This window comes from Comamonas sp. CAH-2 (genome assembly GCF_009668305.1).
Classification (GTDB): domain Bacteria; phylum Pseudomonadota; class Gammaproteobacteria; order Burkholderiales; family Burkholderiaceae_C; genus Comamonas; species Comamonas aquatica.
Genome location: NZ_VSWF01000004.1, coordinates 84,033 through 108,220, shown reverse-complemented (window position 1 = coordinate 108,220; position 24,188 = coordinate 84,033). Strand labels below are relative to the sequence as shown.

Sequence of the window (24,188 nt, the reverse complement as noted above, 5' to 3'; positions counted from 1 at the left end):
TAGACTGCCTCGATGAGCCAACCAAAGACTCCCTCTACAGCAGATGACTTGCCATTCAAAGATGTGCCTATTCAAATGGGGCCCGGTTGGCGTCCGAAGGCTCGTTTTTTGAGTAAGGAAGAGGTGGGGGATCTGCCGATTCCTACTTTCGTCACCTTCGCCGATGCCGATGACAAGCCAAAGTGGCCGAAGTGAAAGAACTGGGCGGAGGCTTGGTGGTTCGTGTTTAGGTCGAGGTCTTTCTGACCTTACTTCGCAAGACTCTGACGAAGACTCGAAGTTGGTTGTATCCCGTTCACATGGGCTGTAAATGCGCGGCTGGATGCGTCGACTGCTTCTTGCTGCTAGCTAGTACAACCGTCGTTTGGAGCAGTTGCTAGGCCACGGGTCGCTTCTGTACATGGGAGGTGAGCGCCGATGTACGCTGGTTGGTAGAGGTGTTTGAGGTGTGTTTTGGAATTTGCTAAAACTCAACCATCAGTTGATGATGGTTGAGTTTTTTTTGACCAAGTCAACGAATTCTTTGCCGTAAGTTATGTTTTTTTTGCTGTCTTGTGCTAACTTGTCGATAGCTTGCTATTCTTTGAACTGATTGCTAACGAGGTCAAGAATGACAGACGAGTTTTTTTCTAATTTGCTGCGTTTCGCAGAGGCAGCTATGAATGCTGAGTACAGCGAGTTGCGTAAAGTTGGCCAAGTATTGGCTCGTGAGATTTCAGAGCATGATCCGCAAATGGGTCGACGATTTAAGTCTTGTTTGAACAAAAGAGGGGTTGCACTTCAAACATCTGGATATGCTGAGATGTTGCCAATCGATAGCAAATCTAGGTTGCCTTTGATAGAGGAGCAGGCGTGGCCGGATAGCCCGATTTTTCTCGATGAGAAGGGGCAAAATATTTTCCAAGATTTTTTGCGGGATGCTCAAAATTTCGATGTTCTTGCATCTAAGGGTATTGCATCGAAGTTATCACTAATGCTATCGGGTCCTCCCGGAACTGGAAAAAGTTTACTCGCAGGACATATTGCCGCCCATCTTGGGAAGCGACTTTATGTTGTAAGGTTGGATTCTGTTATATCCTCTTTGCTAGGTGATACTGCTAAAAATATTCGTAGCATTTTTGATTTTATTGCAGGTAAAAATGCAGTTCTATTTTTGGATGAGCTTGATGCAATTGCAAAAATGCGTGATGATAGGAATGAATTGGGTGAATTGAAAAGAGTCGTTAATACTGTGATACAGGGTATTGATTCATTGAATCCAAGCACGGTTTTGGTTGCGGCGACAAATCATTCACAAATGCTTGATCCGGCAATTTGGAGAAGATTTTCATACAAGCTTGAAATTAAGGTTCCCGATTGCAACTTAAGAGGCGCATTGTGGGATTATTTCCTTGGGCTGGAATCTAATGATAGTAATTTGTCCAAAGTTTTAGCTGCGTTATCCGATGGACTAAGTGGTGCAGATATTGAGTTGTATGCGCTAGCGGCTAGACGAAAGGCTGTTATCAATAATGAAGGTATCGATTTTTTGAGCCTTGCGAGAAAGATTATTTCAGAGGGGCGTGGTATTTCTGAGGAGGAGGTATTAAAGGATAAGAAAAAATTTGCGATGACTTTGATTAATGAGTACGGCTTGAAACAATCCGAGGCGGCTGAGTTGCTAGGAGTTACTAGGCAGTCTGTCTCTAATTATTTGAAATGATCTATGTCGCCTGAGCGTAATCCAATTGTAAATCCGATCTTGGTTCTTAAAAAAGAACCTCGTAGAAAAACTGTTACGGGACGAGGATTGAATGAAAAGCAAGTCGTCTCTGATCGGCTGAAAAGTCAAAGGCAAAAGCTTGGGGCAGAAATTAAGCGGATTAAGTCAGCGCCAAAAAACAAGCGTGGAAATAAAGTTCTTGTTTCTATTAAGATGTTTGGTGACTCTTTGGCTACCACATACGAGCCGGATTATTTATTTCATAAAAATATAGCCTCGACATTAGTTTCTCCAAATAGAGGTGGCTACATAGCAGAAATAAATTATGAAAATATAGATTTCCTCACAAACCGTCTTGAGAATAGTGATGATGTGAGAGCACGTGTTTTAGTTTCTCGCATAGAAGAGATATCAGAACTTATTAGTGAAAATTCTCCAATTAGGGGGAGCTCTGAAGCTAATTGGGAAAAGGCGTTAGATTTTTCTGGTGCTGGAAAAGTCTTTAATGTGTGGTTACCTCCATTTAAAGATAGTTCGGCAAGGGCTGAGGTCGTAGAAAAGTTAGAAGCATTTGCTGCATTGGGTTGTTTTTCAGGGGTGGACGAAAAAATTTCGGTTGCACGGGATGCTGGGCTAGATTCAAATTCTTTGCAGGTAATTACGAGTGCTAGTTCGAATAGTTTTAATAATTTATTAAAATCATATAGAAATGATCCTTTTGTAAATGAGCCATTGCTGATTAGATCAAAGACAGACTTTGATCTTATAGTTGCGTCTGGAAATGTATATAAAATTGAACCTGTTCGCCCCTTTGTAACTTCAGAAATTCCGAATCTTCCAGACCCAATTAGGCCGCTTGTTGACCAACAGTGGCAACCTATTGTCGGTATTGTGGACGGCGGACTTCATGCGGGAAGTTACAAGCATATGGTTGCTTGGCAGGCTCCCTCTTTAGTATCCGATGTGGATGCTGATCGCGTGCATGGTAATAGTATTACCTCCTTGGTTGTTCAAGCATCTGGATGGAATCCTCATCTTTCATTACCATCATTGATATGTCGTGTTGGTATTGCTCAAGCAATCGCTAAGATGGGTAAAGATCCGAGTTCACGGGTTAAATTTAAAAGTTACTTAGAAGAAGTCATTAAGGCTCATGCACACGACACCAAAGTTTGGAATTTTTCTTTCAATCAGCCGATTGACGGAGATGCTCCTCTTGAAATGAGTGAGCTTGGTCATTTTATTCGTAAACTTGCAAGAGAATATAAAATACTGCCGGTGATATCTATCGGTAATGTTGATGATAATAACTGCATTAGATATAATCCTCCTGCTGACTGTGAAGCAGCATTAACAGTTGGCGGCCGTCTAAGCGATGAGAAATTACCTGGAGATCATTGCCCTTCGTGCCTAGTTGGCCCAGGCCCTGACAAGTTAACTAAGCCCGAGCTGTCATGGTTTTCTTCCGTGAAAACGATCGGCGGGTCTGTTGTCACTGGAACTAGCTATGCAACGGCTTTGATGTCCTCCGTTGCTGCTCATGCATTCCACATGTTGAAAGACCCATCCCCGGATCTTGTGAAAGCACTTTTGATTAATAGTGCAGATAATATAAAATTCGATAATAAAATTGGATGGGGTTCTCCTTTTAATAAAGAGGAGTTGCCTTGGTTTTGTAAAGATGGATCGGTTACATTGATATGGAAAGATTCTATTGATGCCGGGCAATGGTATTACTGGGAAGATATACCTATACCGCCTGAATTTATTAAGGAAGGGAAGCTGAAGGGGCGAGCTGTTCTAACCGCGATATTGAATCCCAAAGTATCAGAGTTGGGTGCGGCAAATTATTTCTCTACACGACTTCAAGTTGCTCTTCAGTACAAGAATAAAAGCAACAAAGAGACAAGTCTTCTTGGTTCTATGAAGATAGAAAAAGAGGATGGGGATCATTACATGAAAGAGCAGGAGAAGTGGAATCCTGTTAGGCACCATGCTAGAGATATCTCCAACGGGCTTGAATTTTCAGGCAACTCAATGAGGCTATGCGCTCGAGTTTTTCCTCGAGATCTTTTTCAATTTGATTTGGCTAATACTCAAGATATTAAGAATTGTGAAGTTTCATTCGTATTGACTTTGAGCGCACATGATGAAGCCAATCAAGGAGATGCAATATATAACTCTCTTACAAATAGGTTGGGTAACTATGTGGAGAGTGCCGTGAATACTGTTGAAATTAATATTTCAAACAGTTAGTATTGAGGTAAAGCCGACAAGCGAATATTTATTTCCTCATACGATTTTATTTAGCTGTTGGCTGCAACACATGAGCGATTGCGGATAGATACGGTTCGCATAAGTCATTAAATTTTCATGCCAGTTACGCTGGCTTGGAAGAATTTTGGGTGGCTCATCAAGTTGGAGGAGAGGTGCCTGCACAGCCCTTGTGCGTCGTTGCCGTGCCTGTGCCCAGTAGTGCTTTGTGCAGCCTGTGAGGTTTCACACATAACCTCAAATGCAAACCTGGAATTTTTTAGGGCTTGTTAGCAACACATAGTGCCGGTGTGCTCAGGGTAGCAATCTGGTGTCAACAGGGTGTCAACGAGATAGCTGGATAGTGCCTACCTCATGCGGGGGGGAGGCGGTACAAATCGTTGATCTGCTTGATAGAGCGACATACAGCTGGCTCACGATGCGGACTCATAATCCCTTGGTCGTCGGTTCAAGTCCGCCACGCCCTACCAAGAAATAACCAATGAAAACAAGGCTCTGCGAGAAATCGTGGGGCCTTTTTTCTTGGGCGGTTGCCACCCGCTGCAGACGCCGGCCGCGGATGGCGCCGGTGGCTGCAATCGGCACAACTCCACGGCAAGCGCGGCGCAGGTCCTTGCCGATGTGGGGGCCCAGCCAGGCGGAGGCCCACTCGACGCAGCGCAAGCCCGCTCAGGCTGCCGGTGTCGCCTCCGTCGCGGCATCGCTGACCAGCGGCAGATCCCAGCGCATCGCATGCCAGGGGTGCTGGGGCTGCGTCACCCATTGCGCCACGTCTTCGGGGGTGAAGACCGTGCCCAGCACATCGCTGCGCCCGGTGGCTGTCCATTGCGCCCGGCCTTGGGCGTAGGCCTGGCCGAAGGCCTGCCAGCTGTCAAAGCACTGCTGGGCGCGCTGGGCATTGAGCATCAGCACCTGCCACTGGGTGGCATCGTCGAGCCAGCCCAGCAATCTCGCACTGCGCACAAAGAAGGTCACACGCGCGCAGGCAAAGGCCATGGCGGCACGGGCGTTGTCGTGGCGTTGAAGGCGCTGCAGGTCGAGCATGAACCAGCGCTGGCGCAGCGCATCCGGTAATTGCTGACGCACCTGCGCATCGCTGAGGTCGGTGCGCAGGCCCACGTGGTGCAAGACCATGGGGCGCAACTGCTTGGCCAGCGATTCGGTGGCGCCATCGAGGTCGCTGGCAAAGCCCCCTTGCATGGCGTGGTAGGCCATGGGGTGGGCCAGCGCCAAAGCCCAGTTGTATGCGGCGCTCCCCGCTTGGTAGCTGATGATGTCGCCACGCCGTTTGGCTGCCTTGAGGCGCTGGAAGCCGCTGCGCAGCACCCAGTAGATCAGGGCGATGACCAGCAAGACAATCATCCAGCCGTTCATGCGCGCACTCCCGTGCGGCCTGGCCGCTGTTTAGCCAGCAGCAGGGTCTGCTGCAGCGCCGGCGAGAGGTGCATGCGCTCCAGGGCTTCGTGGCCGACGGCATCCTTGCGGGCGGCCACCATCCATTGCACCAGCGGTGAGTGCAGCTCCAGCTGCGGCAGCAGACGGGGGTGCTGCTGCACCAGCCACAGCTGTTCGTCGTCGGTGCGCAGCGCCTGCACCGTGCACCACGGGGCAAGCCCGGGGTGTGCCTGCAGTAGTTCGGGGGGGCGGCGGACGATGCCCATCGCCAGGGCGTCCTCCGGCACTTCGTCGTTGAGGGGCAGGTGATTGAGCAGGTCCACCACATCGGCGGCATAACGCGCAATCGGCGGGCGGTTCTGCTTGCCCTTGATCTGCTCGATCTGCAGTGAGCCGTCGGTTTGCACATAGGCGTTGACGGTGATGCGCGGCTGGGCCGAGCCGGTGCGGTAGCTGAACAGCCGCATGCGGCCAGATTCAAGCCCTGTGGCGTAGTGCTCGCCATAGCCACCGCTGAAGCCCTGGCGGTTGGCGAACTGGCCGACGCAGTGCCCCATCATCTGGCTTTCATAGGCCATTTCCTGGCGCAGCTGCGGACTGCGGGCATCGAACTCCACAAACGTGCCATGCTGGCCACGCAGCAGCCCTTGCACGGCGTGCTGGCTGTGCGCCACCCGGCCGCTGTTTTGCTTCTTCTCGAAGGCCAGGTGCTCCAGCGTCCAGCGTGCCAGTGCCTGCGGGCAGTTGATGCGCTGCAGCTTGCCTTCCAGCGAGGTGCCTTTGCGGGTGGAGAGAAACTCCACCAGCCGCGTTTCCAGTGTGAGCACAGCCGCGCTGTCGGGCTGGATCCACCACAGCGCAGGCAGTGCTTCGCCGGCTTGCTGGCGTGCCAGCCGCTCCAATGCCCATCGCGCAGGCTCCTGCAACCCTGCCAGCTCATGCAACTGCTGGGCATCGTCAATGCGCAGGACGGCCGGCGCATCTGCCTGCAGATTGCCCACCACATGGCGGTAGAAATGGTTGGCCAGCCAGGCGGCCACTTCGTCAGCATCGCCGCGCGCGGCGCTGCGCTGCTGGATGTGCTGTTTGATGGTGGGCGCATTGATGACATCGCGCGCCTGGTAGGCGCTGGCCACGGCGGGTGCAACGGGGCGGGTCTCCATGGCTTGGCTCACCAGAACCTCCACCAGGGTCGACGGTTTGTTGTGGCGCTGCTGGACGGTGCGTCGCGCTCGGCCAGTTTGCGCTGGGCGCGCTCGATGCCGGAGAGCACCATCTGCTCCTCCTCTTCTCCATCCTCCGGGACCAGGTAGCTGTGGGCTTGCTGGTGCAGTGCCACGCACTCTTCGAGCAGCTCGGGGTAGGCCTCCAGGGCGCAGGCCAGGCGGCGCAGTGCATAGCAGTCCTTGAGGGCGATCACTTCGTCCTGGTGCTCGCGCAGGCGTGGCAGCACCAGCTCGGGACGGGTGCTGGAAAAGAAGTCCAGCAAAGACATCAGGGCCGACAGGTAGTTGCGCCGCACGCTGCGCTGGACATCCGGAGTCAGTTCGCCAAACCATTCGTCCAGGCGCTCCATCCAGATGCTGATTTCATCGTCGCGGTCGAGCCTGTAGAGCGCATAGGCCACACTGGGCAGATAGCGCGTGGGCTCGTGGCGGCTGTAGCCATGTTCCTGGGCGTAGTGCCACAGACGCTCGGCGTCTGCCACGGTCTGCGCGTCGTTGTCCATGCCCACGGAGCACCAGATCAGGCTGTTGTGGTGTTCGGCAAAGGGGCTGCTGGCCAGGCCTTTGTGGTGCAATTCGGCCGCCTCGTCGTAGCGCCCCATGAAGCGGTATTTGATGGCCAGGTTGTTGCACAGCATGGAGTACACATGCAGGTCGGCATCGTGGTGGCGGCCCTCGCCGGTGGCCCAGAAGTGCTCAAAGCGTCGCAGGCCTTCTTCGTAATAGCGCACGACCAGCGGCTCGCGGGTGGCCTGTGCGGGCACTTTCTTCTTGCCGCCCATCAGCGGGGCCAGGTCGTCGGCATCGTCCAGCACCACACCGGCGGCGTAACACCAGTGTGCGCCTTCTGCGGTGGGGAAGGGGCGCGCCAGCGCCTCCTCCAGCGGCAGCGCGGCAAAACGCGCCGCCCAGAGTGCGGACAGCTTGTTGCCGTCGGCCATCTCGGGGTGCTGGCCCACGCCGATTTCCAGCAAGGGCAGGGCCTGCTCCAGCTGGCGCTGCTTGGCCAGGCGCATGCCTTCGATCAGCGCCAGCACCGGATGCTGGGGCTGTGCGGCACGCACCCTGTCCAGGTAGAAGTTGGCCGGGTGCGGTGCCCGGGTTTGCTGGGCCAGCAGGCGGCGGACGTCTTCATCGGTCTGGCTGATGGCCAGCACCAGCGCCCAGGTGGTGGCATGGGCAGGGTCGCCGGGGAACTGCTGCTTGGCCAGATTGAAGGCGGCGACGGCCGAGCCCGGGCGGGCGTGGAGCACGCTCTCCAGCGCCAGATCGGCGGCCTCCTGCATGCGGCCGGCTTGTACCAACCAGCCCAGAGACAGGGCGCTGAAGGCATCCGTGTTGTCATCGGTCAGGCTGACGCGGCCCTTGGGCGCCAGCTGCAACGCAGCGTCCAGTTGCCCGGCCTGGGCACAGGCCTGCGCTTGCAGGCGGGTGATCTTGACCTGGCGGTGGGCCTGCACCGCCTGGGAGGGCGGGGGGCTCTCCAGTTGTGCCAACTTGTGCTCGCAATCCATGAGCAGGGCTGGCAGGCTGTGCGGGGCCAAATGCAAGACATGTTCCGCCAGCGTCATCCAGCGGTCAAAGTCCACATGCTGGTCGGCGGGGGCATCGCGCAAGGTGTGGATGGCGCTTTGCACCAGGGCCGGCACCTCGGCGTGGCGCCCCGCCTTGTGCCGGTAGTCGGCTGTGCGCACCAGCAGCAAGGCGTCGAGGTAGGCGGCATCTTCGGCCAGCTCCGGGTTGCAACGCTCTTGCGCGCGTTGCAGCGGGAGCGCATCTGCCACGGCCTCCCACGCGTGCAACTGGTGGGCGAGCCAGTTCCAGCTCTGCCAATACCGGTCGTCGTCACTCTCACGGAAGCGCGCGTCGATCGCCTGGGCCGTCGGGGGCAGCAAGGCGCGGGCGGCGTCGGGGTCAAACCCCATGCGGCTGTGAATGTCGCTGAGGTTGAGCCGGATGGTCGCTTCCGCGCGGGCGTGGCCTTCCGTGGCCAGTACGCGCTCGCGGTGCTGCTGCAGAGCCGCGTTGGCCGTGGCAGGCTGCTCCAGCTTTAACCAAAAGTCGTGCAGCAGCTCCAGTTCATCGGCACTGGCGGGTGCTAAAGGTTGTTGGTTCAGCAGCTCGGCCGCTGCGGCCATCCGCTCTTGGGGATGGATGGTGGTGTGGCGGTCTTCGCCATAGTCGTGGAGCAGGTCTCGGGCTTGATCGAGCAACGCGTAGAGGGCTTCGCCCTGAAGTGCGTCAGTGGGGGTCATGGTGTCCAAAGGGCAATCTGTCGGCGTGGGGTCGGTGCCGGTGCACGGTCTGGGGTCGGACTGGGTGGATGGTCCCGCTTTCCCTGGGTGGCGCTTGGTCGCGCGGCATCGCATGCCCCGCACTCTATCGGAGACTGGCCCTATGCAGACCGAATCGACGCGGATTGGTGACCTACCGCATCTGGGTGATGGCTGCGGGGGAATGCATGCGTGGGCCTGGTGCATGTGGGCCTGGGGCTGAGCCCCTGCTGGCCATGGTGCTTACGGCAGGGCGCGCGGGCGCCGTGGAACTTCGGCGCTACTGTGTGCTCTGAACCAGGGCTTGTGAACCTTATTCAAGGATATGACTATGCTGATTCAGACTGGCGCTTCGGGTTTTACCCACCCGCATGGCAGCGAGATCACCCCGGAAGGCGTGTACCTGCGCCGGCGCGAATTGCTGCAGTGGGCCGCCCTGGGCGGTATGGGCGTGGCGTCGGGAGCCGCCTTTGCCAAGACGGACACACCGGACGCTCTGGCGCCCTTGCGCGCGCTGCCCTCCAGCGTGCCGGGGGCGCTGGCCCTGGACAAGCAGACCCCGTTTGCCGATGCCTCCAGCTACAACAACTTCTATGAGTTCGGCCTGGACAAGGGGGACCCGGTGCGCAACGCGCAGGCGCTGCCCACCCGGCCGTGGACGGTGCGTGTGGAAGGGCTGGTCCAGCAGCCCAAGACCTTCGATCTGGATGCGCTGCGCAAGCTCAGCGCCCTGGAGGAACGCATCTACCGCCTGCGCTGCGTGGAAGGCTGGTCCATGGTGATTCCCTGGATCGGCTATTCGCTGTCCAAGCTGCTGGCCGAGGTGCAGCCCCTGGGCAGCGCCAAGTATGTGGAGTTTGTCACGCTGGCCGATCCCAAGGTGATGCCGGGGTTGCGTCGCTCGGTGCTGGACTGGCCCTACACCGAGGGGCTGCGCATGGACGAGGCCATGCACCCGCTGACCCTGCTGACCCTGGGCATGTACGGCCACGAGCTGCCCAAGCAGAACGGGGCCCCGGTGCGCGTGGTGGTGCCCTGGAAGTACGGTTTCAAGAGCGCCAAAAGCATCGTCACCATCCGCCTGGTCGAGCGGGAGCCGGGCACCGCCTGGAACAAGGCGGCGCGCAACGAATATGGCTTTTACTCCAACGTCAACCCGGATGTGCCGCATCCGCGCTGGAGCCAGGCCACCGAGCGGCGCATTGGCGAGGGCGGCCTGTTCGCCCCCAAGCGCAAGACCCAGCTGTTCAACGGCTATGAGGCCCAGGTGGGGCAGCTGTATGCGGGCATGGACCTGCGCAAGCACTTCTGACGGGGCGCGATGTCGTTGTCACTGAAAGGTCTGCAGCGCGTGGCGCTGCATCTGCTGTGCCTGGTGCCGGTGCTGTGGCTGTTCACTCTGGCGGCCACCGACGGTCTGGGGGCCAACCCGGCCGAGGCCCTACTGCGCGACCTGGGCCTGTGGGCCCTGCGTTTCGTGTGCCTGGCGCTGGCCGTCACGCCGCTGCGCGTGTGGCTGGGCTGGACCCGGCTGGCGGCTTACCGGCGCATGCTGGGGCTGTATGCCTTCTTCTACGGCAGCCTGCACTGGCTGTGCTACCTGCTGCTGGACATGGGGCTGGACTGGGCGGCGGTGCTGGAGGACCTGGCCAAGCGGCCCTTCATCCTGGTGGGCACCCTCGCCTGGGCGATTTTGCTGGTGCTGGCCGTCACGTCCATCCCGCGGCTCATCCGTCGCATGGGGGGCAAGCGCTGGCAGGCCCTGCACCGCGCGGTCTATGCGGCGGCGGCGCTGGCCGTGCTGCACTTCTGGTGGATGCGTGCCGGCAAGAACAACCTGGCCGAGGTGGGCGTCTACCTGGCCATCGTGGCCGCGCTGCTGCTGGCGCGCGTGCTGCACCGCTACACCAAGGGGCGGCGCATCGGTCCCCCCGGGCAGCCGGCGCGCTGACGCCTGGACCGGCCCTGTGGGCCGGCCGGGCGCACCTGCTCAGGCCTGGATCAGGACTTCGCCGCGCAGGGTGTAGGTCATGGCCTCGGTGATCTTGACGTCGACCAGCTGCCCGATCAGGCGTTCCTGGCCGGGGAAGTTGACCACGCGGTTGCACTCGGTGCGGCCCATCAGCTCGCCGTTGTCGCGCTTGCTGAAGCCTTCGACCAGCAGCTTTTGCACGGTGCCCACGCGCTCCAGGCTGATGTCCTTGATGTTCTGGTTGATCACGGCCTGCAGCTCCTGCAGGCGGCGCAGCTTCACTTCGTGCGGCGTGTCATCGTGCAGGTTGGCCGCGGGCGTTCCGGGGCGGGGGCTGAAGATGAAGCTGAACGAGTTGTCAAAACGCACGTCGTGGATCAGCTTCATCATCTTCTGGAAGTCATCCTCGGTCTCGCCGGGGAAGCCGACGATGAAGTCGCTGCTCATCGCCAGGTCGGGGCGGATGGCGCGCAGCTTGCGCACCGTGCTCTTGTATTCCATAGCGGTATACCCGCGCTTCATGGCCATCAGGATCTTGTCGCTGCCGTGCTGCACGGGCAGGTGCAGGTGGCTGACCAGTTGGGGGATCTTGGCGTAGGCTTCGATCAGGCGCGGAGTGAACTCGTTGGGGTGGCTGGTGGTGTAGCGGATGCGCTCGATGCCGGGGATCTCGGCCACGTATTCCAGCAGCAGGGCAAAATCGCAGATCTCGGCCGTATCGCCCATCTTGCCCTGGTAGGCATTCACGTTCTGGCCCAGCAGTGTGACTTCCTTCACACCCTGGTCGGCCAGGCCGGCCACTTCCACCAGCACGTCTTCGAAGGGGCGGCTGACTTCCTCGCCGCGCGTGTAGGGCACCACGCAGTAGCTGCAGTACTTGGAGCAGCCTTCCATGATGGACACAAAGGCAGAAGCACCTTCCACGCGCGCGGGCGGCAGGTGGTCGAACTTCTCGATCTCGGGGAAGCTGATGTCCACCTGCGGCTTGGCCTTGGCGGCGCGGGCATTCAGCAGCTCGGGCAGGCGGTGCAGGGTCTGGGGTCCGAAGACCACGTCCACATAGGGCGCGCGCTTGATGATTTCGTCGCCTTCCTGGCTGGCCACGCAGCCGCCGACGCCGATGAGCACGCCCTTTTCCTTCAGGTGCTTGACGCGGCCCAGGTCGGAGAACACCTTCTCCTGCGCCTTCTCGCGCACCGAGCAGGTGTTGAACAGGATCAGGTCGGCCTCGTCCATGTTCTGCGTGGGCTCGTAACCCTGGGCGGCGCCCAGCACGTCGGCCATCTTGTCCGAGTCGTACTCGTTCATCTGGCAGCCGAAGGTTTTGATAAAGACTTTTTTGCTCATCGGGGTCGCAACACAGCCGTCGTGGTGGCAGCTGGTTTTCCAAGTAAAAACGGCCGCCCGGGCAAGCAGGGCGGGCGCAACAGGTCTAAAAAGGGTAGCGTTGAAACGCGGCCAGAGGCGGTCGCCGCGTCAGCGCTTGACCGAATAGTGGGCGAGTTCCTCGGGGGTGAGGATCCACGCCGTCAGCAGCCACTGGGTGCTGGCTTCCTTGACATAGGCCACCCGCAGCTCCTGGTTGAGCACGGTGTGGGCAAAGATCAGCTTGTTGTCGGCGCTGAACAGGCGAAAGCCCGGTGCGGTGCGGATGGGCTGGCCATTGATCTGCGCGTTGGGCACCTGGTCGATGCGCAGCACCCCCACCAGCGCGGTACTGGGGAAGGTGCGCAGGCCGGGGTGGGGCACCGGCTTGATGGTTTGTACGGCAGGCAAGGTGCTGGGGGCTTCTTGGGCCGCGCAGGTGGCGGCCACCGCCAGCAGGGGCGCGGCCATCCAGGAAGCAAGCGAGCAGCGGTTCATGGTGTTCATCCAGGGGCTGACAGACTGCGGCATTCTAAAGAAAACTCCACGCCAGCGAAGCGCGCTCAGATATGGCCGGGCGGGCTGCCGCGGTGGCGGCCGCGCGCATCAGTCCCGCGGCTCCTCCGGGCGGTCGGCGAAGCGTTTGGACAGCACGGCGCAGACCAGCAGCTGGATCTGGTGGAACAGCATGATGGGCAGCAGCAGCGTGCCCATGGCACCGCCCACGAACAGCACCTGGGCCATGGGTACGCCCGTGGCCAGGCTTTTCTTGGAGCCACAGAACAGGATGGTGATGCGGTCGGGCAGGTCAAAGCCCAGGCGGCGGCCCAGCCACCAGGTCGTGCCCAGCACCAGGGCCAGCAGCACGCAGCAGGCCACGGCCAGTGCCAGGATCTGCTGCAGCGGCAGCTGCGACCACAGGCCTTCGACCACGGCGCTGCTGAAGGCCGTGTAGACCACCAGGTAGATCGAGGTCTGGTCCACATGCTTGAGCCAGGCCTTGTTGCGGTCCACCCAGGCCCCGATCCAGCGGCGCGCCAGCTGGCCCAGCACAAACGGCAGCAGCAGCTGCAGCATGATCTTGAGCACGGCATCGCCGAACGGCAGGCTCTGTGCGCTCTGGCCCAGCATCAGCAGCACCAGCAGGGGCGTGATGAAGATGCCCATCAGGCTGGAGGTGGCGGCCGAGCAGATGGCGGCCGGGATGTTGCCGCGTGCGATCGAGGTGAAGGCGATGGACGACTGCACGGTCGAGGGCAGGGCGCTGAGGTAGAGCATGCCGCGGAACAGCTCCGGCCCCAGCAGGGGCAGCAGCACGGGCTTGAGCGCGTAGGTCAGCAGCGGGAACAGCAGGAAGGTGCAGGCGAACACCAGCGAATGCAGGCGCCAGTGGCCCATGCCCTTGACGATGGCCTGCAGCGACAGCTTGGCGCCGTGCAGGAAGAACAGCAGGGCGATCGCCAGGTTGGTCACCGTGGTGGCATAGCCGGCATAGACGCCGCGCACGGGCAGGACGCTGGCCAGCAGGAGCATGGCCAGCAGGATGAGCATGAAGTTGTCGGGCAGGAAACGGGGGCGTCGCATGGCAGGGGCGGGGCAAACGTGGCCGCCACCGACGGCGGCCAACAGGGGGTGGGAACAGGGGCAAACCACGGCGGCCGGGCCGCGCTGGCCTGCACTCTAGTACGCTGGCGACTTTCCTGCTAACGACATCAGGCGCATGGATATCGCTGAAACGACAAAACGCCGGGATCTGGCCTCGCGCCCCGTGCCTGTGCTGGCCCGGCTGCCGCGGCCGGTGTATGCGCGTGCCGAGCAGATGCAGCGCAAGGCCGCCACCGTGGCCCATGCCCATGACTGGGTGCAGTTCTCCTATGCCAGCCGTGGTGTGCTGCAGGTGCAGACGCACCAGGGCCTGTTCATTGCGCCGCCGCAGTGGGCCATTCTGATCCCGCCGCACTGCGTGCACAGCGTGGTCAATGCGCCGCACACCCAGATCCGCAGCCTTTACATCGAGACCGGGGCCATGCCGGGCCTGGGCACGGACTGCGTGGTGCTGGAGGTCTCGGACCTGCTGCGCGAGATGATCCGCCACTTCGCCACCCTGCCGGTGGAGTACGCCCAGGAGGGCGCCGAGGGGCGGTTCGTGCAGGCCCTGCTGGACCAGATCCATGCCGCACCACCGGCCGCGCTGCGCCTGCCCTGGCCCGAGGACGAGCGCCTGCGCGCCTGGTGCCGCCACCTGCTGGACGTGCCCGAGGCGCCGCTGCAGCTGGGGGCCTGGAGCCGGGCCCTGGGCGTGTCCGAGCGCACCCTGGGCCGGCTGTTCCAGAAGCAGACGCAGATGAGCTTTCGCCAATGGCGCCAGCGCGCGCGCCTGCTGGCCGCCCTGCCGCAGCTGCAGGACCAGCAGAGCGTGACCGAGGTGGCCCTGACCTGCGGCTACGACTCGACCTCGGCCTTCATCGCCGCATTTCGCCAGCTGTTCGGACGCACGCCCGGCCAGTTCCTGCGCACCCGCGCTGCGGCCTCCTCCTTGTCCTGAAGGGGTGTTTGCGCAGGGGGGGGGCTGTGGGCGGTGCAGGGGCTGGGCGACCAGTCCAAACCGACGGTAGGGACGCGCTCCCTCGGCTATCGCCCGGATCGGCACGGTGTGCCGCAACTGTGGAACCGGGGCCATCGTGTGCTGGGGGGCCCCGTTTCACTCGCGCGTGGCTGGCGCCGGCGATGGTCCGTGGCCAGCCTGCAGCACGGGTCGGGCGTGGCGTCGCTGGGCTGTTCGGCGTGGCTGCGGGTTCTGCTGTGGCTGTTCGGGGGGATCAACGCGGCGGTGTTCAGGCCGACTGCGCGCCGGGTGCGTAAAGCACGGCCTGGGGTGAGCGGCACAGGCCCCAGAAGCGCAGGCCGGTCAGTTCGGCCATGCGCACGCCCATGGCCGTGGGTGCCGAGATGGTGGCCAGTGCACCCACGCCCAGCTTGGCGCATTTGCGCACCAGTTCATGGCTGCCGCGGCTGGAGAGGACGACAAACCCGGGTTCGCTCAGGCGCCCGGTGCGGGCCAGCCGGCCCAGCAGCTTGTCGAGGGCGTTGTGGCGGCCCACGTCTTCCAGCACCTCGTGCACCTGGCCGTCCAGCGTGGCCCAGCCCGCGGCGTGGATGGCGCCGGCCTGGGCGTTGAGCACCTGCCGGGGCGGCAGGTTGGCGATCGCCTGCAGCACGGTGGGCAGGTCCACCCGGGCCACCCAGTCGCGCGCCGGCAGGGCGTCGAACGACAGGTCCAGCGCGGCGAAGCTTTCCACGCCGCAGACGCCGCAGCCGGTGCGCCCGCTCATGCTGCGGCGGTGGTCCTTGAGGCGGGCGAAGCAGCGCGAGGCGATCTCCAGCTGCACTTCCATGCCGTCCATGCCGGCGGGCAGGCCGGCGGCGGCCGCGGCCACGGGCTGGACGTCCACGCCGTAGCAATCGGTGGCGCTGTCGATGATGCCTTCGCTGAGCGCAAAGCCGATGGCGAAATCCTCCAGGTCCAGCGGCGTGCCCATCATCACCGCGTGGGCGATGCCGTTGAAGACCAGGGCAATCGGCACTTCGTTGGCCAGCACCCGGTCCTGGGCCAGCACGCCACGTTCGGCATGGTGCAGCTGCACGGCCTGGGTGTGCAGCGCGGGGACGGCGGTGGGCGGGGCGGGGGCCAGCGTGCAGGCGGTGGCGGCAGGCAGTGTCATGCGGCGATTATCCCTGCCGTGGTGGAACCATCGCTGCCGCGTGGGTTGTCCCGTCCATTTGATCAAAAAAAGGAGCTGTCAGCGCTCGATTTTCAAGGTTTTCAGCACGAAAGTATGCGGAAATCCAGGTGCATTGAGCGCGCACTGCTCCTTGTATCGCAGGGCGGTTGGGGTCTGTGCTGGCCTCCGTCCGGTAGGCGCTGCAGCGGCTGCATCTGCATCTGCATCTGCATCTGCAAGTCGCCTTGGTGCGCGGCAGGGTGGCCAGGGCCACAAAGCCCGGGGATGCCGCGGCGGCACGGGCGCTGTACAGCGTGACGCACGGTCCTGTGCCGTGGCGCATCGTGCGTTGTTGTCTGCAAGCGCGCTCCCATGAGCACCGCGGGCGTGGGATTGGCAGGCCATGCATGGAGTGCGCGCACAGCGGGTGAGTCGGGGCAGCATGGCCCGGCACGCGCTGCCCCGACCTGGATGACGGCCCGCACATTGCCGGACCACCTGGGCGATGCCGCATGTGGTGGTGGGCGAATGGCCAGCCAGTACCCCATCGTGTGCGGGGCGTTGGTTCACCAGGCGAGGCCACGCAGGGGGAGGGGGCCCTCACCCTCACACCATCTGACTTGGCATTCGGGCCACAAGCGGGCGCATCCAGTACCAGGCCCAGGTTCAGGGTCGGTGCAGTGCGGGTGTCCACATGGTGGTCAATCACCGCCATCACTGCCCTAGGGGGATCGGCATGCTCGATATTGGCGCCAGCGGCATGCCGCTCAGTCCAGCAATGCCACGCTTTTGACCTGGATGAACAGCGACTGCCCGGTTTCGAGGTGAAGCTGCTGCGCCGAGTATTGGCTGATGCGCGCCAGCAGCTGGGTGTGGCCGGTGCGCACCGCCACCATGGCGTAGCCCGGCGTGTCCTCGCGCACCGACTGCACGGTGGCTGCCAGGGTGTTGAGGATGCTGCTGTGCTGGGGGGGGTGCAGGCACAGGCTGACATCGCGGGCCTGGATGCGCAGGCGGCGTTGGCTGCCCACCACGGGCGGCTGCGGGGTGATCAGCCGCAGGTGGCCGCCGGCGAAGGCCAGCGTGCTCAGGTGGGTGGCGGCATCGTGCGCCAGGACCCGGGCATCGATCACGGCCGTGGCGGTGTCGCCCTGGGACAGCGGCAGGTCCAGGCGCGCTAGCATGGTCGCCGTCGCACCCTGGGCCAGCACGCGGCCAGCGCGCAGCAGCACCAGGTGGCTGGCCAGGCGCGCCACCTCGTCCAGCGCATGGCTGACGTAGAGCACGGGAATGTCCAGGTGGGCCTGCAGGCGGTCCAGGTAGGGCAGGACTTCGGCCTTGCGTTCGGCGTCCAGGGCGGACAGGGGTTCGTCCATCAGCAGCATCTGCGGGCTGGTGGCCAGGGCGCGGGCAATGGCCACGCGCTGGCGCTCGCCGCCGGACAGGGTGGCCGGCTGGCGGCCCAGCAGCTGCGCAATGCCCAGCAGCTCCAGCAGTTGTTCCAGCGCGATACGCTGGCGCGCCGCCGGGGTGCGGCGCAGGCCGTAATGGATGTTGTCGTGCACGCTCAGGTGCGGGAACAGGCTGGCCTCCTGGAACACATAGCCCAGGCCGCGCCGGTGCGTGGGCAGCCAGCAGCGGCTGGCATCGTCCTGCCAGACATGACCGTTGACGCGCACCTGGCCCTGGGCACGTTCCAGCCCGGCGATGCTGCGCAGGCAGGTGGTCTTGCCGCAGCCCGAGGGGCCGAACAGCGCGGTAATGCCCTGGCCGGGCAGTTGCAGATCGATGTCGAGCACAAAGTCGGCGCGTTGCAGCTGCAGGCGGGCGGAGATCACACGGTCATTCATGGGGCAGGCCAGGGTTACAGGGGGGAGCTGTGGCGGTGCGCGCGCGGTTGCAGCCAGTGCAGCAGCACCAGCACCACGAAGGCAAAGACCACCATGCCGCCCGCCAGCCAGTGGGCCTGGGCGTATTCCAGGGCTTCCACGTGGTCGTAGATCTGCACGGACACCACGCGGGTCACGCCCGGGATGTTGCCGCCGATCATCAGCACCACGCCGAACTCGCCCACGGTGTGCGCAAAGCTGAGCACGGCGGCGGTGATGAAGCCGGGGCGCGCCAGGGGCAGCACCACGCTGAAGAAGGTGTCCAGCTTGCTGGCGCCCAGGGTGGCGGCCACTTCCAGCGGGCGCTGGCCCAGGCTTTCAAAGGCCCGCTGCAGCGGCTGCACGGCAAACGGCAGCGAGTAGATCAGCGAGCCGACCACCAGGCCTGCGAAGGTGAAGGGCAGCCGCCCCAGCCCCAGCCATTGCGTGAACTGCCCGACGGGACCGTTGGGCCCCATGGTGACCAGCAGGTAAAAGCCGATCACGGTCGGCGGCAGCACCAGGGGCAGGGCCACGACGGCGCTGATCGGCCCCTTCCAGCGCGAAGACGTGTGGGCCAGCCACCAGGCCAGCGGGGTGCACAGCACGAGCAGCAGCACGGTGGTGACGCTGGCCAGTTTCAGGGTGAGGGCGATGGCGGCCCAGTCTTCGGTGGAGAGCATGCCCAAAGGGGGTGGTGAAAAAGTGAGCTGCTTGCGCAGCTAAAACAAGCACTTCAGCATCCAAACATGCGGAAGTGCTCAGAAACGGCGCGCTGCCTGTTTCAGAAAGCGTAGCCGTACGAGGTGATGATGGCGCGTGCCTTGTCGCCGCGGAGGTAGTCCATCAGCGCCTTGGCGGCGGCGTTGTCTTTGGCCGTGTTCAGCACAATGGCATCTTGGCGGATGGGTTCGTGCATGCTGGACGGCACCAGCCAGGCCGAGCCGGACTTGATTTTGCCGTCTTCCATCACCTGCGACAGGGCCACGAAGCCCAGCTCGGCATTGCCGGTGGCGGCGAACTGGTAGGTCTGGCCGATGTTTTCACCCTGCACGAACTTGGGCTTGATCTGCTCCAGCAGGCCCAACTGGGTCAGCGTCTGCTCCGCGGCCAGGCCGTAGGGCGCCAGCTTGGGGTTGGCAATCGCCACGTGCTGGAACTTGCCGGTCTTGAGCACCGCGCCCTGGGCGTCGACGTAGCCGTCCTGCTTGCTCCACAGCACCAGCTTGCCCACGGCATAGGTGAAGCGCGAGTCGGCCACGCCCTTGCCCTCGCTGGCGATCTTGGCGGGGGTGGTGTCATCGGCGGCCAGCAGCACGCCAAACGGCGCGCCGTTGCTGATCTGCGCATAGAACTTGCCGGTGGCACCGAACGACAGCTCGGCCTTGTGGCCGGTGTCCTTGGCGAATTCCGCGGCAATCTTCTGCATCGGGGCGGTGAAGTTGGCCGCCACGGCCACCGACACGGTATCGGCATGGGCGGCGCCCGCCAGCAGGGCGGTCAGGATCAGGCTGCGGCGCAGGGTGGGCAGGGTGAACATGGATCGCTATTCCTTTTGTGAATAGCGAAAGTATAGCCATGCTGTGCCGGTACGGTGGGCAATTGGCGGCATGATGCGCGCATGTCCCAGTCTTCGAACGATTCTTCCGCAGCGCCCGTCTGGATGCAGGCGCTGGGCCACCCGCAAACCGACCGCCGCCTGGAGGTGCTGCGCGGCATTGCGCGCAGTGGCTCCATCTCGCAGTCGGCCCGCGATGTGGGCGTCAGCTACAAGGCCGCCTGGCAGGCGATCGACACGCTGACCAACCTGGCGGGCGTGGCCCTGGTGGAAAAATCCGTTGGCGGCGCGGGCGGTGGCGGGGCCCGGCTGACGGCGGCCGGGCAGGAGTTGCTGACGGCCGCCGATGCCCTGGCTCAGGTGCGCGGCTCGGTCATGCAGCAGCTGCGGGCACCGGTGGCGGTGCAGCGCCTGGGCGTGCAGACCAGCATGCGCAACCAGTGGCCCTGCGTGGTGCAGCAGGTGCAGGTGGCCGGGCCGCTGGCCCTGGTGCAACTGCGCAGCCAGCACGCCGAACTGGAGCTGACGGCGCGCATCACGGCCGAAAGCGCCCAACTGCTGGGCCTGCAGGCCGGATTGCCCGTGCTGGCCTTGTGCAAGGCCACGGCCGTGCTGGTGCAGCCCTGGCAGCTGGCCGCGCAGACCGGACCGGTACCGAATGCCTGGAGCGGCAAGGTCAAGCGGGTGGCCATCGGGGCGATCGGCGATGAGGTGGCGGTGCAGACCGCCGCCGGGGTGCAACTGGTCGGCTTTGCCGCTGCGGGCAGTGGCTTGCGCGTTGGGCGCAAGGTGGTGGTGCAGGTACCGGAGTCGTCCGTGGTGCTGGCGCTGCTGGCGTGAGCCGCTGGACTGCCGCGTCGTTGACGCAGGTCAAGCTGGCCGTGCATGAAGCCGTTGATAGTTGCTAATCGTTAAAAAATCGGGCGTTGCCAAGGTTATCGGATGGGGCGCAGCATCGGTTTGCGTGGCTTTTTGCCACAATAGGCCCCTGAACGAAGTGGTTATGGCCTGCGCATGCGGCAGGCAGAACGGAAAGACACAGCGCAGTGAGTATTTTTGACCGGTTGATTTCGACATTGACAGGGGCGGAAGACAAGCCCGCACCAGCCCCCGCGCCGACCCGGGCCACCAGCTCGCAGGAGGAGGAGCCGCGTCGCCGCTTCATGGGCCGCGATGGCCTGGCCGACGAGTCGGAGCCGGCGGTCGTCGAAAAGGGCTTGGAGCATGCACCGGCCGAATTCTGGGTGCACATCCAGCCCGCCACCCAGCGCCTGCTGCTGGTGCCCGATCTCGGGGTGGCCGAGGGCGAAGAGTTCACCGCCCGCATGATGGCCGACCTGCAGCGTGCCGGCTGGTGCGAGGAAGTGGCCTACCACGCGGGCTATGACCAGTACTGGAAGATGCCTTCGCAGGAGTCCATCTTGCGTGCGCCTTCGCTCTACCACATCCCCACACCGCTGCTCAACCGCATGAAGATGGAGACCAAGCTGGTCAAGCAGGGCGAGCCACGGGGCTTCTGGATGCGGGTGCGCATGCGCTCGGCGGAGGAGCTGTCCGCGGGGGGCGAGCACCCTGCGGTCTGAGTCCGCGGACTGGCATCCACATACGGCGCCTTGGCAGGCGCCTTTTTTACGCCCGGTGTGCGGGGCTCAACGAATGCTGCCCACCACTGGCAGCCCTCGCAGCAGTGGCCAGCCGGTGCGCTCGACGAAAGCGGCGTAATCCATGGGGCGGGTGATCCGTGCGTCGGCCCGGTTGGGCAGCACATAGGCCCAGGCGCGCTGCTGGCTTTCGTCGTACACCAGCTTGAACAGGTGGCTGGGAATCCACACGGCATTGCGCCCCAGCGTCTGCGTCGGCCCCTCGTGCAGGCTGCCGGTGAACACATAGACATTGCCCGCCGTGCGCAGCGCGTACTTGCGCACATCGGCTTCCAGCTTGGCCCACAACCTGCGGTTGTGCGTCGGGTCCTGGGGCACCATGTTGCTCAGCGCAAACGACTGGGCCATGGCCTGGGCATCTGGCTGGTTGGCCGCTGCGGCCAGGTGGCCACGGTCATACCCACTGCCCTGGTAGTCGGACAGGTCGGCGCGCCAGGGTGAAGGAATGCGGGTGTCGGCGTAGAACGCGTCGGTGCGTACCAGCCCGGTGGCGTGCTGCAGGCGTTGGCGGTTGAGTTTTTCCACCACCACCAGGGGCGTCTTGGTCAGGCCCGAATAGAGCACGGCAAACGCATCGGCGCACAGGGCCAAGGGCGCCCACTGGGTGCTGGTATCCACCACGTGCAAGGGACGTTGTGCCGGGAACTGGTCGGCGCAGTCGGCAAAGTCACCGCTGCGCGTGGTGGCAGGCTCTGCGGCTGGCGCCTGGGGATGTGTGTCCTCGGTGCGCGCGCGCAGCCAGTGCGTGGTGGCCTCGCCCAGGGCCGCGCTGACTGAATTCCCCAGCTGACGCACTTCGGTGCGCAGCAGGTCCAGCCCCTGCCGTGCCGCGGTGCTGAGCATGTGCTCGGGCGGCTCCAGCAGCAGGTTCAGGGGCTGGATGGGGTGGCTCAGCACGGCATTGCCCAGGATGGCCCCCCAGACAAAGCAGGCCATGCGGCTGGTCAGGCGCTGGCGCCATGCACGCAGCCAGGAGAGAGGGGCAAAGATTTTCTTTTTACGCGTCGCCATGGGCCGGCACATGCCCAGGCAAGAAAGTTTGCTTGTACATCGATAGCATGCAGCCCATCATTCTAGGGCCGGTCTGCTATATTTTTCGATAAAAACTGTATGCAAATACAGTGATTTGAGAGCGCAATCTGCCGCATCCCACAGGAAAAAGACCGTTTTTCGGATTTGTGCCGCCAAAACCTGCCTATAATCACGGCTTCAGCGGCTGTAGCTCAGCTGGATAGAGTACTTGGCTACGAACCAAGGGGTCGTGGGTTCGATTCCTGCCAGCCGCACCAAAACGACAAGCCTCAGAACTGCAAAGTTCTGAGGCTTTTTCGTTGGTGCCGAGAAAATTGTTTTGCACGCCTGGTGCTGGCTTTGGCCTGCGCCGCGCAGGCGCCAAGACTACGAGGTGGCTGGCGGTTGCCTCAGCAGACGGTTTGCGCTTCTGCGGCATGGGTGCGTGGTCCAGCCCATCCGGTCAGCGCGTGGCAGAGACTGCGCGTGGACGACGGAGGCCTTGCAACGGCTGCCACTGTCTAAGGACGTTGGCGTTTTCTCGGTGCGACCCGTGACTGGGCGAAGGTCATTCTGCCTCTACGCCCCCTGACAACCCTGCGAGGCAGTCGCAGTACGCTGCAGCCTTTGGCGCCGGTTGGTGCTCCCAACCTTCTACCCCAGGGCGGGTTGAGGGCCATCCAACGATGGAGTGACCAGTGCACCGCGCTGCTGCACGTCGCACTGAAGTCTTTGGGGGCCATGAATGGCACAACAGACCTTCGCAGGCCGTGCGATGGGACGCCGTGCTGGCATGACTGAATGCGGTGGGGCCGCGTTCCTCAGCCCCGCCGCCACAGCCATGGCGCAGGGCCTCAGGCCTGGCTGGCTTCCTGCAAGACGTGTAGGGCGTGCACGACGTCATCGCTGCTGATGGCGTCTGCCAGCTGGACCGCCGTGCCCAGCGCTGCCAGGGCCGTGGCGCCCTGTTGCTGCAATTGTGCAATCGTCTGGCCCGCGACCTTGGGCTGGTCAAAGCCGGTGCTTTGCAGCAGCAGGCGGCCATCGGCAGCCAGGAACTTGAAATAGAACTTGCCGTCTTTCTCGCGGTACTGCTTGAAACTGGGCAGGGCCGCCTTCGCCGCCTTGGCCTGCTTGGCGCCGGTGTTCTGGGTGGCCAGGCTGCGCAGGCCGACGGCCGCGCGCAGGGTGGCGATCAGCGGGCGGCTCAGCGCGCGGGCGCGCTCGGCACCGATCTGCAGGGCCGCTTCCACCTTTTCGGGGTGGGCCATCAGGTCGTCGTAGCGCGCGCGCATGGGCGCCAGCTCGGCATCGATGCGCTCAAACAGCATCTGCTTGGCATCGCCCCAGCCAATACCTTCGGCAAAGGCCTGGCGCATGGCGGCGGTGTCCTCGGGGGTGGAAAAGGCCTGGTAGAGCTGGAACAGCGCTGAGCCTTCGGTGTCCTTGGGTTCGCCGGGGGCGCGCGAATCGGTGACGATGCTGCCGATCAGCTTCTTGAGCTGCTCGCGCGGCGCAAACAGCGGGATGGTGTTGTCGTAGCTCTTGCTCATCTTGCGGCCATCCAGGCCGGGCAAGGTGGCCACGCTTTCCTCGATGGCGGCTTCGGGCAGCACGAAGTGCTCGCCGTACAGGTGGTTGAAGCTGGAGGCCATGTCGCGCGCCATCTCGATGTGCTGGATCTGGTCGCGGCCCACGGGCACCTTGTGGGCGTTGAACATCAGGATGTCGGCCGCCATCAGCACGGGGTACATGAACAGGCCGGCCGTCACGCCATCGTCCAGGTCCTTGCCGGCTTCGGCATTCTTGTCCTGGGACGCCTTGTAGGCGTGGGCGCGGTTGAGCATCCCCTTGCCGGTGACGCAGGTCAGGAACCAGTTCAGCTCGGGGATCTCGGGCACGTCGGACTGGCGGTAGAACACCACGTGTTCGGGGTTCAGGCCGCAGGCCAGCCAGCTGGCGGCAATCTCCAGGGTCGAGCGGTGCACGCGCGCGGGATCCTGGCACTTGATCAGGGCGTGGTAGTCGGCCAGGAAGTAAAAGCTTTCAACGCCTGCCGTGCGGCTGGCCGCCACGGCCGGGCGGATGGAGCCTGCGTAATTGCCCAGGTGCGGGGTGCCGGAAGGGGTGATGCCAGTCAGGAAACGGGTGGTGCTCATAG

The 24,188-nt window shown here is 62.6% G+C and carries 20 protein-coding genes and 1 tRNA gene; 9 read left to right on the top strand and 12 right to left on the bottom strand.

Annotated elements, in window-relative coordinates:
• Positions 1-12 precede the first annotated feature (12 nt).
• From FYM52_RS04655 to FYM52_RS04645, 3 genes are all read left to right on the top strand, one after another.
• The gene (locus FYM52_RS04655; protein WP_154163258.1) at positions 13-195 is read left to right on the top strand and encodes a hypothetical protein; all 183 of its coding nucleotides are present in this window, start codon (positions 13-15) and stop codon (positions 193-195) included.
• A 415-nt stretch (positions 196-610) separates the two neighbouring features.
• Positions 611-1,702 (top strand): AAA family ATPase, encoded by a 1,092-nt coding sequence (locus FYM52_RS04650; protein ID WP_238826121.1) that lies wholly within the window; start codon positions 611-613, stop codon positions 1,700-1,702.
• Between the two features lie 3 nt (positions 1,703-1,705).
• A complete protein-coding gene (locus tag FYM52_RS04645; protein ID WP_154163257.1) occupies positions 1,706-3,958 on the top strand; it encodes a S8 family peptidase in 2,253 nt (750 codons plus the stop codon).
• A gap of 687 nt (positions 3,959-4,645) precedes the next feature.
• On the opposite strand, the gene FYM52_RS04640 is transcribed toward FYM52_RS04645, so the two are convergent.
• Genes FYM52_RS04640 through FYM52_RS04630 form a run of 3 tightly spaced genes read right to left on the bottom strand, consistent with a single transcriptional unit; the run spans position 4,646 to position 8,852 of the window.
• Positions 4,646-5,350, bottom strand: a complete 705-nt coding sequence (locus tag FYM52_RS04640; protein WP_154163256.1) for a DUF1266 domain-containing protein — start codon at positions 5,348-5,350, stop codon at positions 4,646-4,648.
• Complete coding sequence (locus FYM52_RS04635; protein ID WP_154163330.1) at positions 5,347-6,561, bottom strand: hypothetical protein; 1,215 nt, start codon at positions 6,559-6,561, stop codon at positions 5,347-5,349. The genes FYM52_RS04640 and FYM52_RS04635 overlap by 4 nt, the downstream gene beginning before the upstream one ends.
• A complete protein-coding gene (locus FYM52_RS04630; RefSeq protein WP_154163255.1) occupies positions 6,543-8,852 on the bottom strand; it encodes a hypothetical protein in 2,310 nt (769 codons plus the stop codon). The genes FYM52_RS04635 and FYM52_RS04630 overlap by 19 nt, the downstream gene beginning before the upstream one ends.
• Positions 8,853-9,201: 349 nt before the next feature.
• Here FYM52_RS04630 and msrP point away from each other — a divergent pair, with 349 nt between their 5' ends.
• Entirely contained in the window at positions 9,202-10,182 is a 981-nt protein-coding gene (gene msrP, locus FYM52_RS04625; RefSeq protein WP_045267425.1) for a protein-methionine-sulfoxide reductase catalytic subunit MsrP, read from the top strand.
• 9 nt (positions 10,183-10,191) lie between these two features.
• Positions 10,192-10,821, top strand: a complete 630-nt coding sequence (locus FYM52_RS04620) for a sulfite oxidase heme-binding subunit YedZ (RefSeq protein WP_154163254.1) — start codon at positions 10,192-10,194, stop codon at positions 10,819-10,821.
• A gap of 39 nt (positions 10,822-10,860) precedes the next feature.
• Here the strand turns inward: FYM52_RS04620 and miaB are convergent, their stop codons facing one another.
• The 3 genes from miaB to FYM52_RS04605 form a co-directional block, all read right to left on the bottom strand.
• A complete protein-coding gene (miaB, locus tag FYM52_RS04615) occupies positions 10,861-12,189 on the bottom strand; it encodes a tRNA (N6-isopentenyl adenosine(37)-C2)-methylthiotransferase MiaB (RefSeq protein WP_042411746.1) in 1,329 nt (442 codons plus the stop codon).
• A 129-nt stretch (positions 12,190-12,318) separates the two neighbouring features.
• Positions 12,319-12,705: a hypothetical protein gene (locus tag FYM52_RS04610; protein WP_042411776.1), complete on the bottom strand. Its 387-nt coding sequence runs from the start codon at positions 12,703-12,705 to the stop codon at positions 12,319-12,321.
• Positions 12,706-12,813: 108 nt separating this feature from the next.
• Positions 12,814-13,791 (bottom strand): bile acid:sodium symporter family protein, encoded by a 978-nt coding sequence (locus tag FYM52_RS04605; RefSeq protein ID WP_043380138.1) that lies wholly within the window; start codon positions 13,789-13,791, stop codon positions 12,814-12,816.
• A gap of 136 nt (positions 13,792-13,927) precedes the next feature.
• Between FYM52_RS04605 and FYM52_RS04600 the strand changes: the two genes are divergently transcribed.
• Positions 13,928-14,752, top strand: a complete 825-nt coding sequence (locus tag FYM52_RS04600; protein WP_154163253.1) for a helix-turn-helix transcriptional regulator — start codon at positions 13,928-13,930, stop codon at positions 14,750-14,752.
• 289 nt (positions 14,753-15,041) lie between these two features.
• Here the strand turns inward: FYM52_RS04600 and fdhD are convergent, their stop codons facing one another.
• The 4 genes from fdhD to modA form a co-directional block, all read right to left on the bottom strand.
• A complete protein-coding gene (fdhD, locus tag FYM52_RS04595; RefSeq protein WP_154163252.1) occupies positions 15,042-15,929 on the bottom strand; it encodes a formate dehydrogenase accessory sulfurtransferase FdhD in 888 nt (295 codons plus the stop codon).
• A 767-nt stretch (positions 15,930-16,696) separates the two neighbouring features.
• The gene (modC, locus tag FYM52_RS04590; protein WP_154163251.1) at positions 16,697-17,779 is read right to left on the bottom strand and encodes a molybdenum ABC transporter ATP-binding protein; all 1,083 of its coding nucleotides are present in this window, start codon (positions 17,777-17,779) and stop codon (positions 16,697-16,699) included.
• Between the two features lie 14 nt (positions 17,780-17,793).
• Positions 17,794-18,480 (bottom strand): molybdate ABC transporter permease subunit, encoded by a 687-nt coding sequence (gene modB, locus FYM52_RS04585; RefSeq protein WP_154163250.1) that lies wholly within the window; start codon positions 18,478-18,480, stop codon positions 17,794-17,796.
• Positions 18,481-18,581: 101 nt separating this feature from the next.
• On the bottom strand, positions 18,582-19,337 hold the full coding sequence (modA, locus tag FYM52_RS04580; RefSeq protein WP_154163249.1) for a molybdate ABC transporter substrate-binding protein: 756 nt from the start codon (positions 19,335-19,337) through the stop codon (positions 18,582-18,584).
• An 81-nt stretch (positions 19,338-19,418) separates the two neighbouring features.
• Between modA and FYM52_RS04575 the strand changes: the two genes are divergently transcribed.
• Both FYM52_RS04575 and FYM52_RS04570 read left to right on the top strand, forming a co-directional pair.
• Complete coding sequence (locus FYM52_RS04575; protein WP_154163248.1) at positions 19,419-20,195, top strand: TOBE domain-containing protein; 777 nt, start codon at positions 19,419-19,421, stop codon at positions 20,193-20,195.
• Positions 20,196-20,401: 206 nt separating this feature from the next.
• A complete protein-coding gene (locus tag FYM52_RS04570; RefSeq protein WP_154163247.1) occupies positions 20,402-20,938 on the top strand; it encodes a hypothetical protein in 537 nt (178 codons plus the stop codon).
• 66 nt (positions 20,939-21,004) lie between these two features.
• On the opposite strand, the gene FYM52_RS04565 is transcribed toward FYM52_RS04570, so the two are convergent.
• Entirely contained in the window at positions 21,005-22,027 is a 1,023-nt protein-coding gene (locus FYM52_RS04565; protein ID WP_202981134.1) for a DNA/RNA non-specific endonuclease, read from the bottom strand.
• A gap of 201 nt (positions 22,028-22,228) precedes the next feature.
• Here FYM52_RS04565 and FYM52_RS04560 point away from each other — a divergent pair.
• Positions 22,229-22,305, top strand: a tRNA-Arg gene (locus FYM52_RS04560).
• A 576-nt stretch (positions 22,306-22,881) separates the two neighbouring features.
• On the opposite strand, the gene FYM52_RS04555 is transcribed toward FYM52_RS04560, so the two are convergent.
• Positions 22,882-24,186 (bottom strand): tryptophan--tRNA ligase, encoded by a 1,305-nt coding sequence (locus FYM52_RS04555; protein WP_154163246.1) that lies wholly within the window; start codon positions 24,184-24,186, stop codon positions 22,882-22,884.
• Between the last annotated feature and the right edge of the window lie 2 nt (positions 24,187-24,188).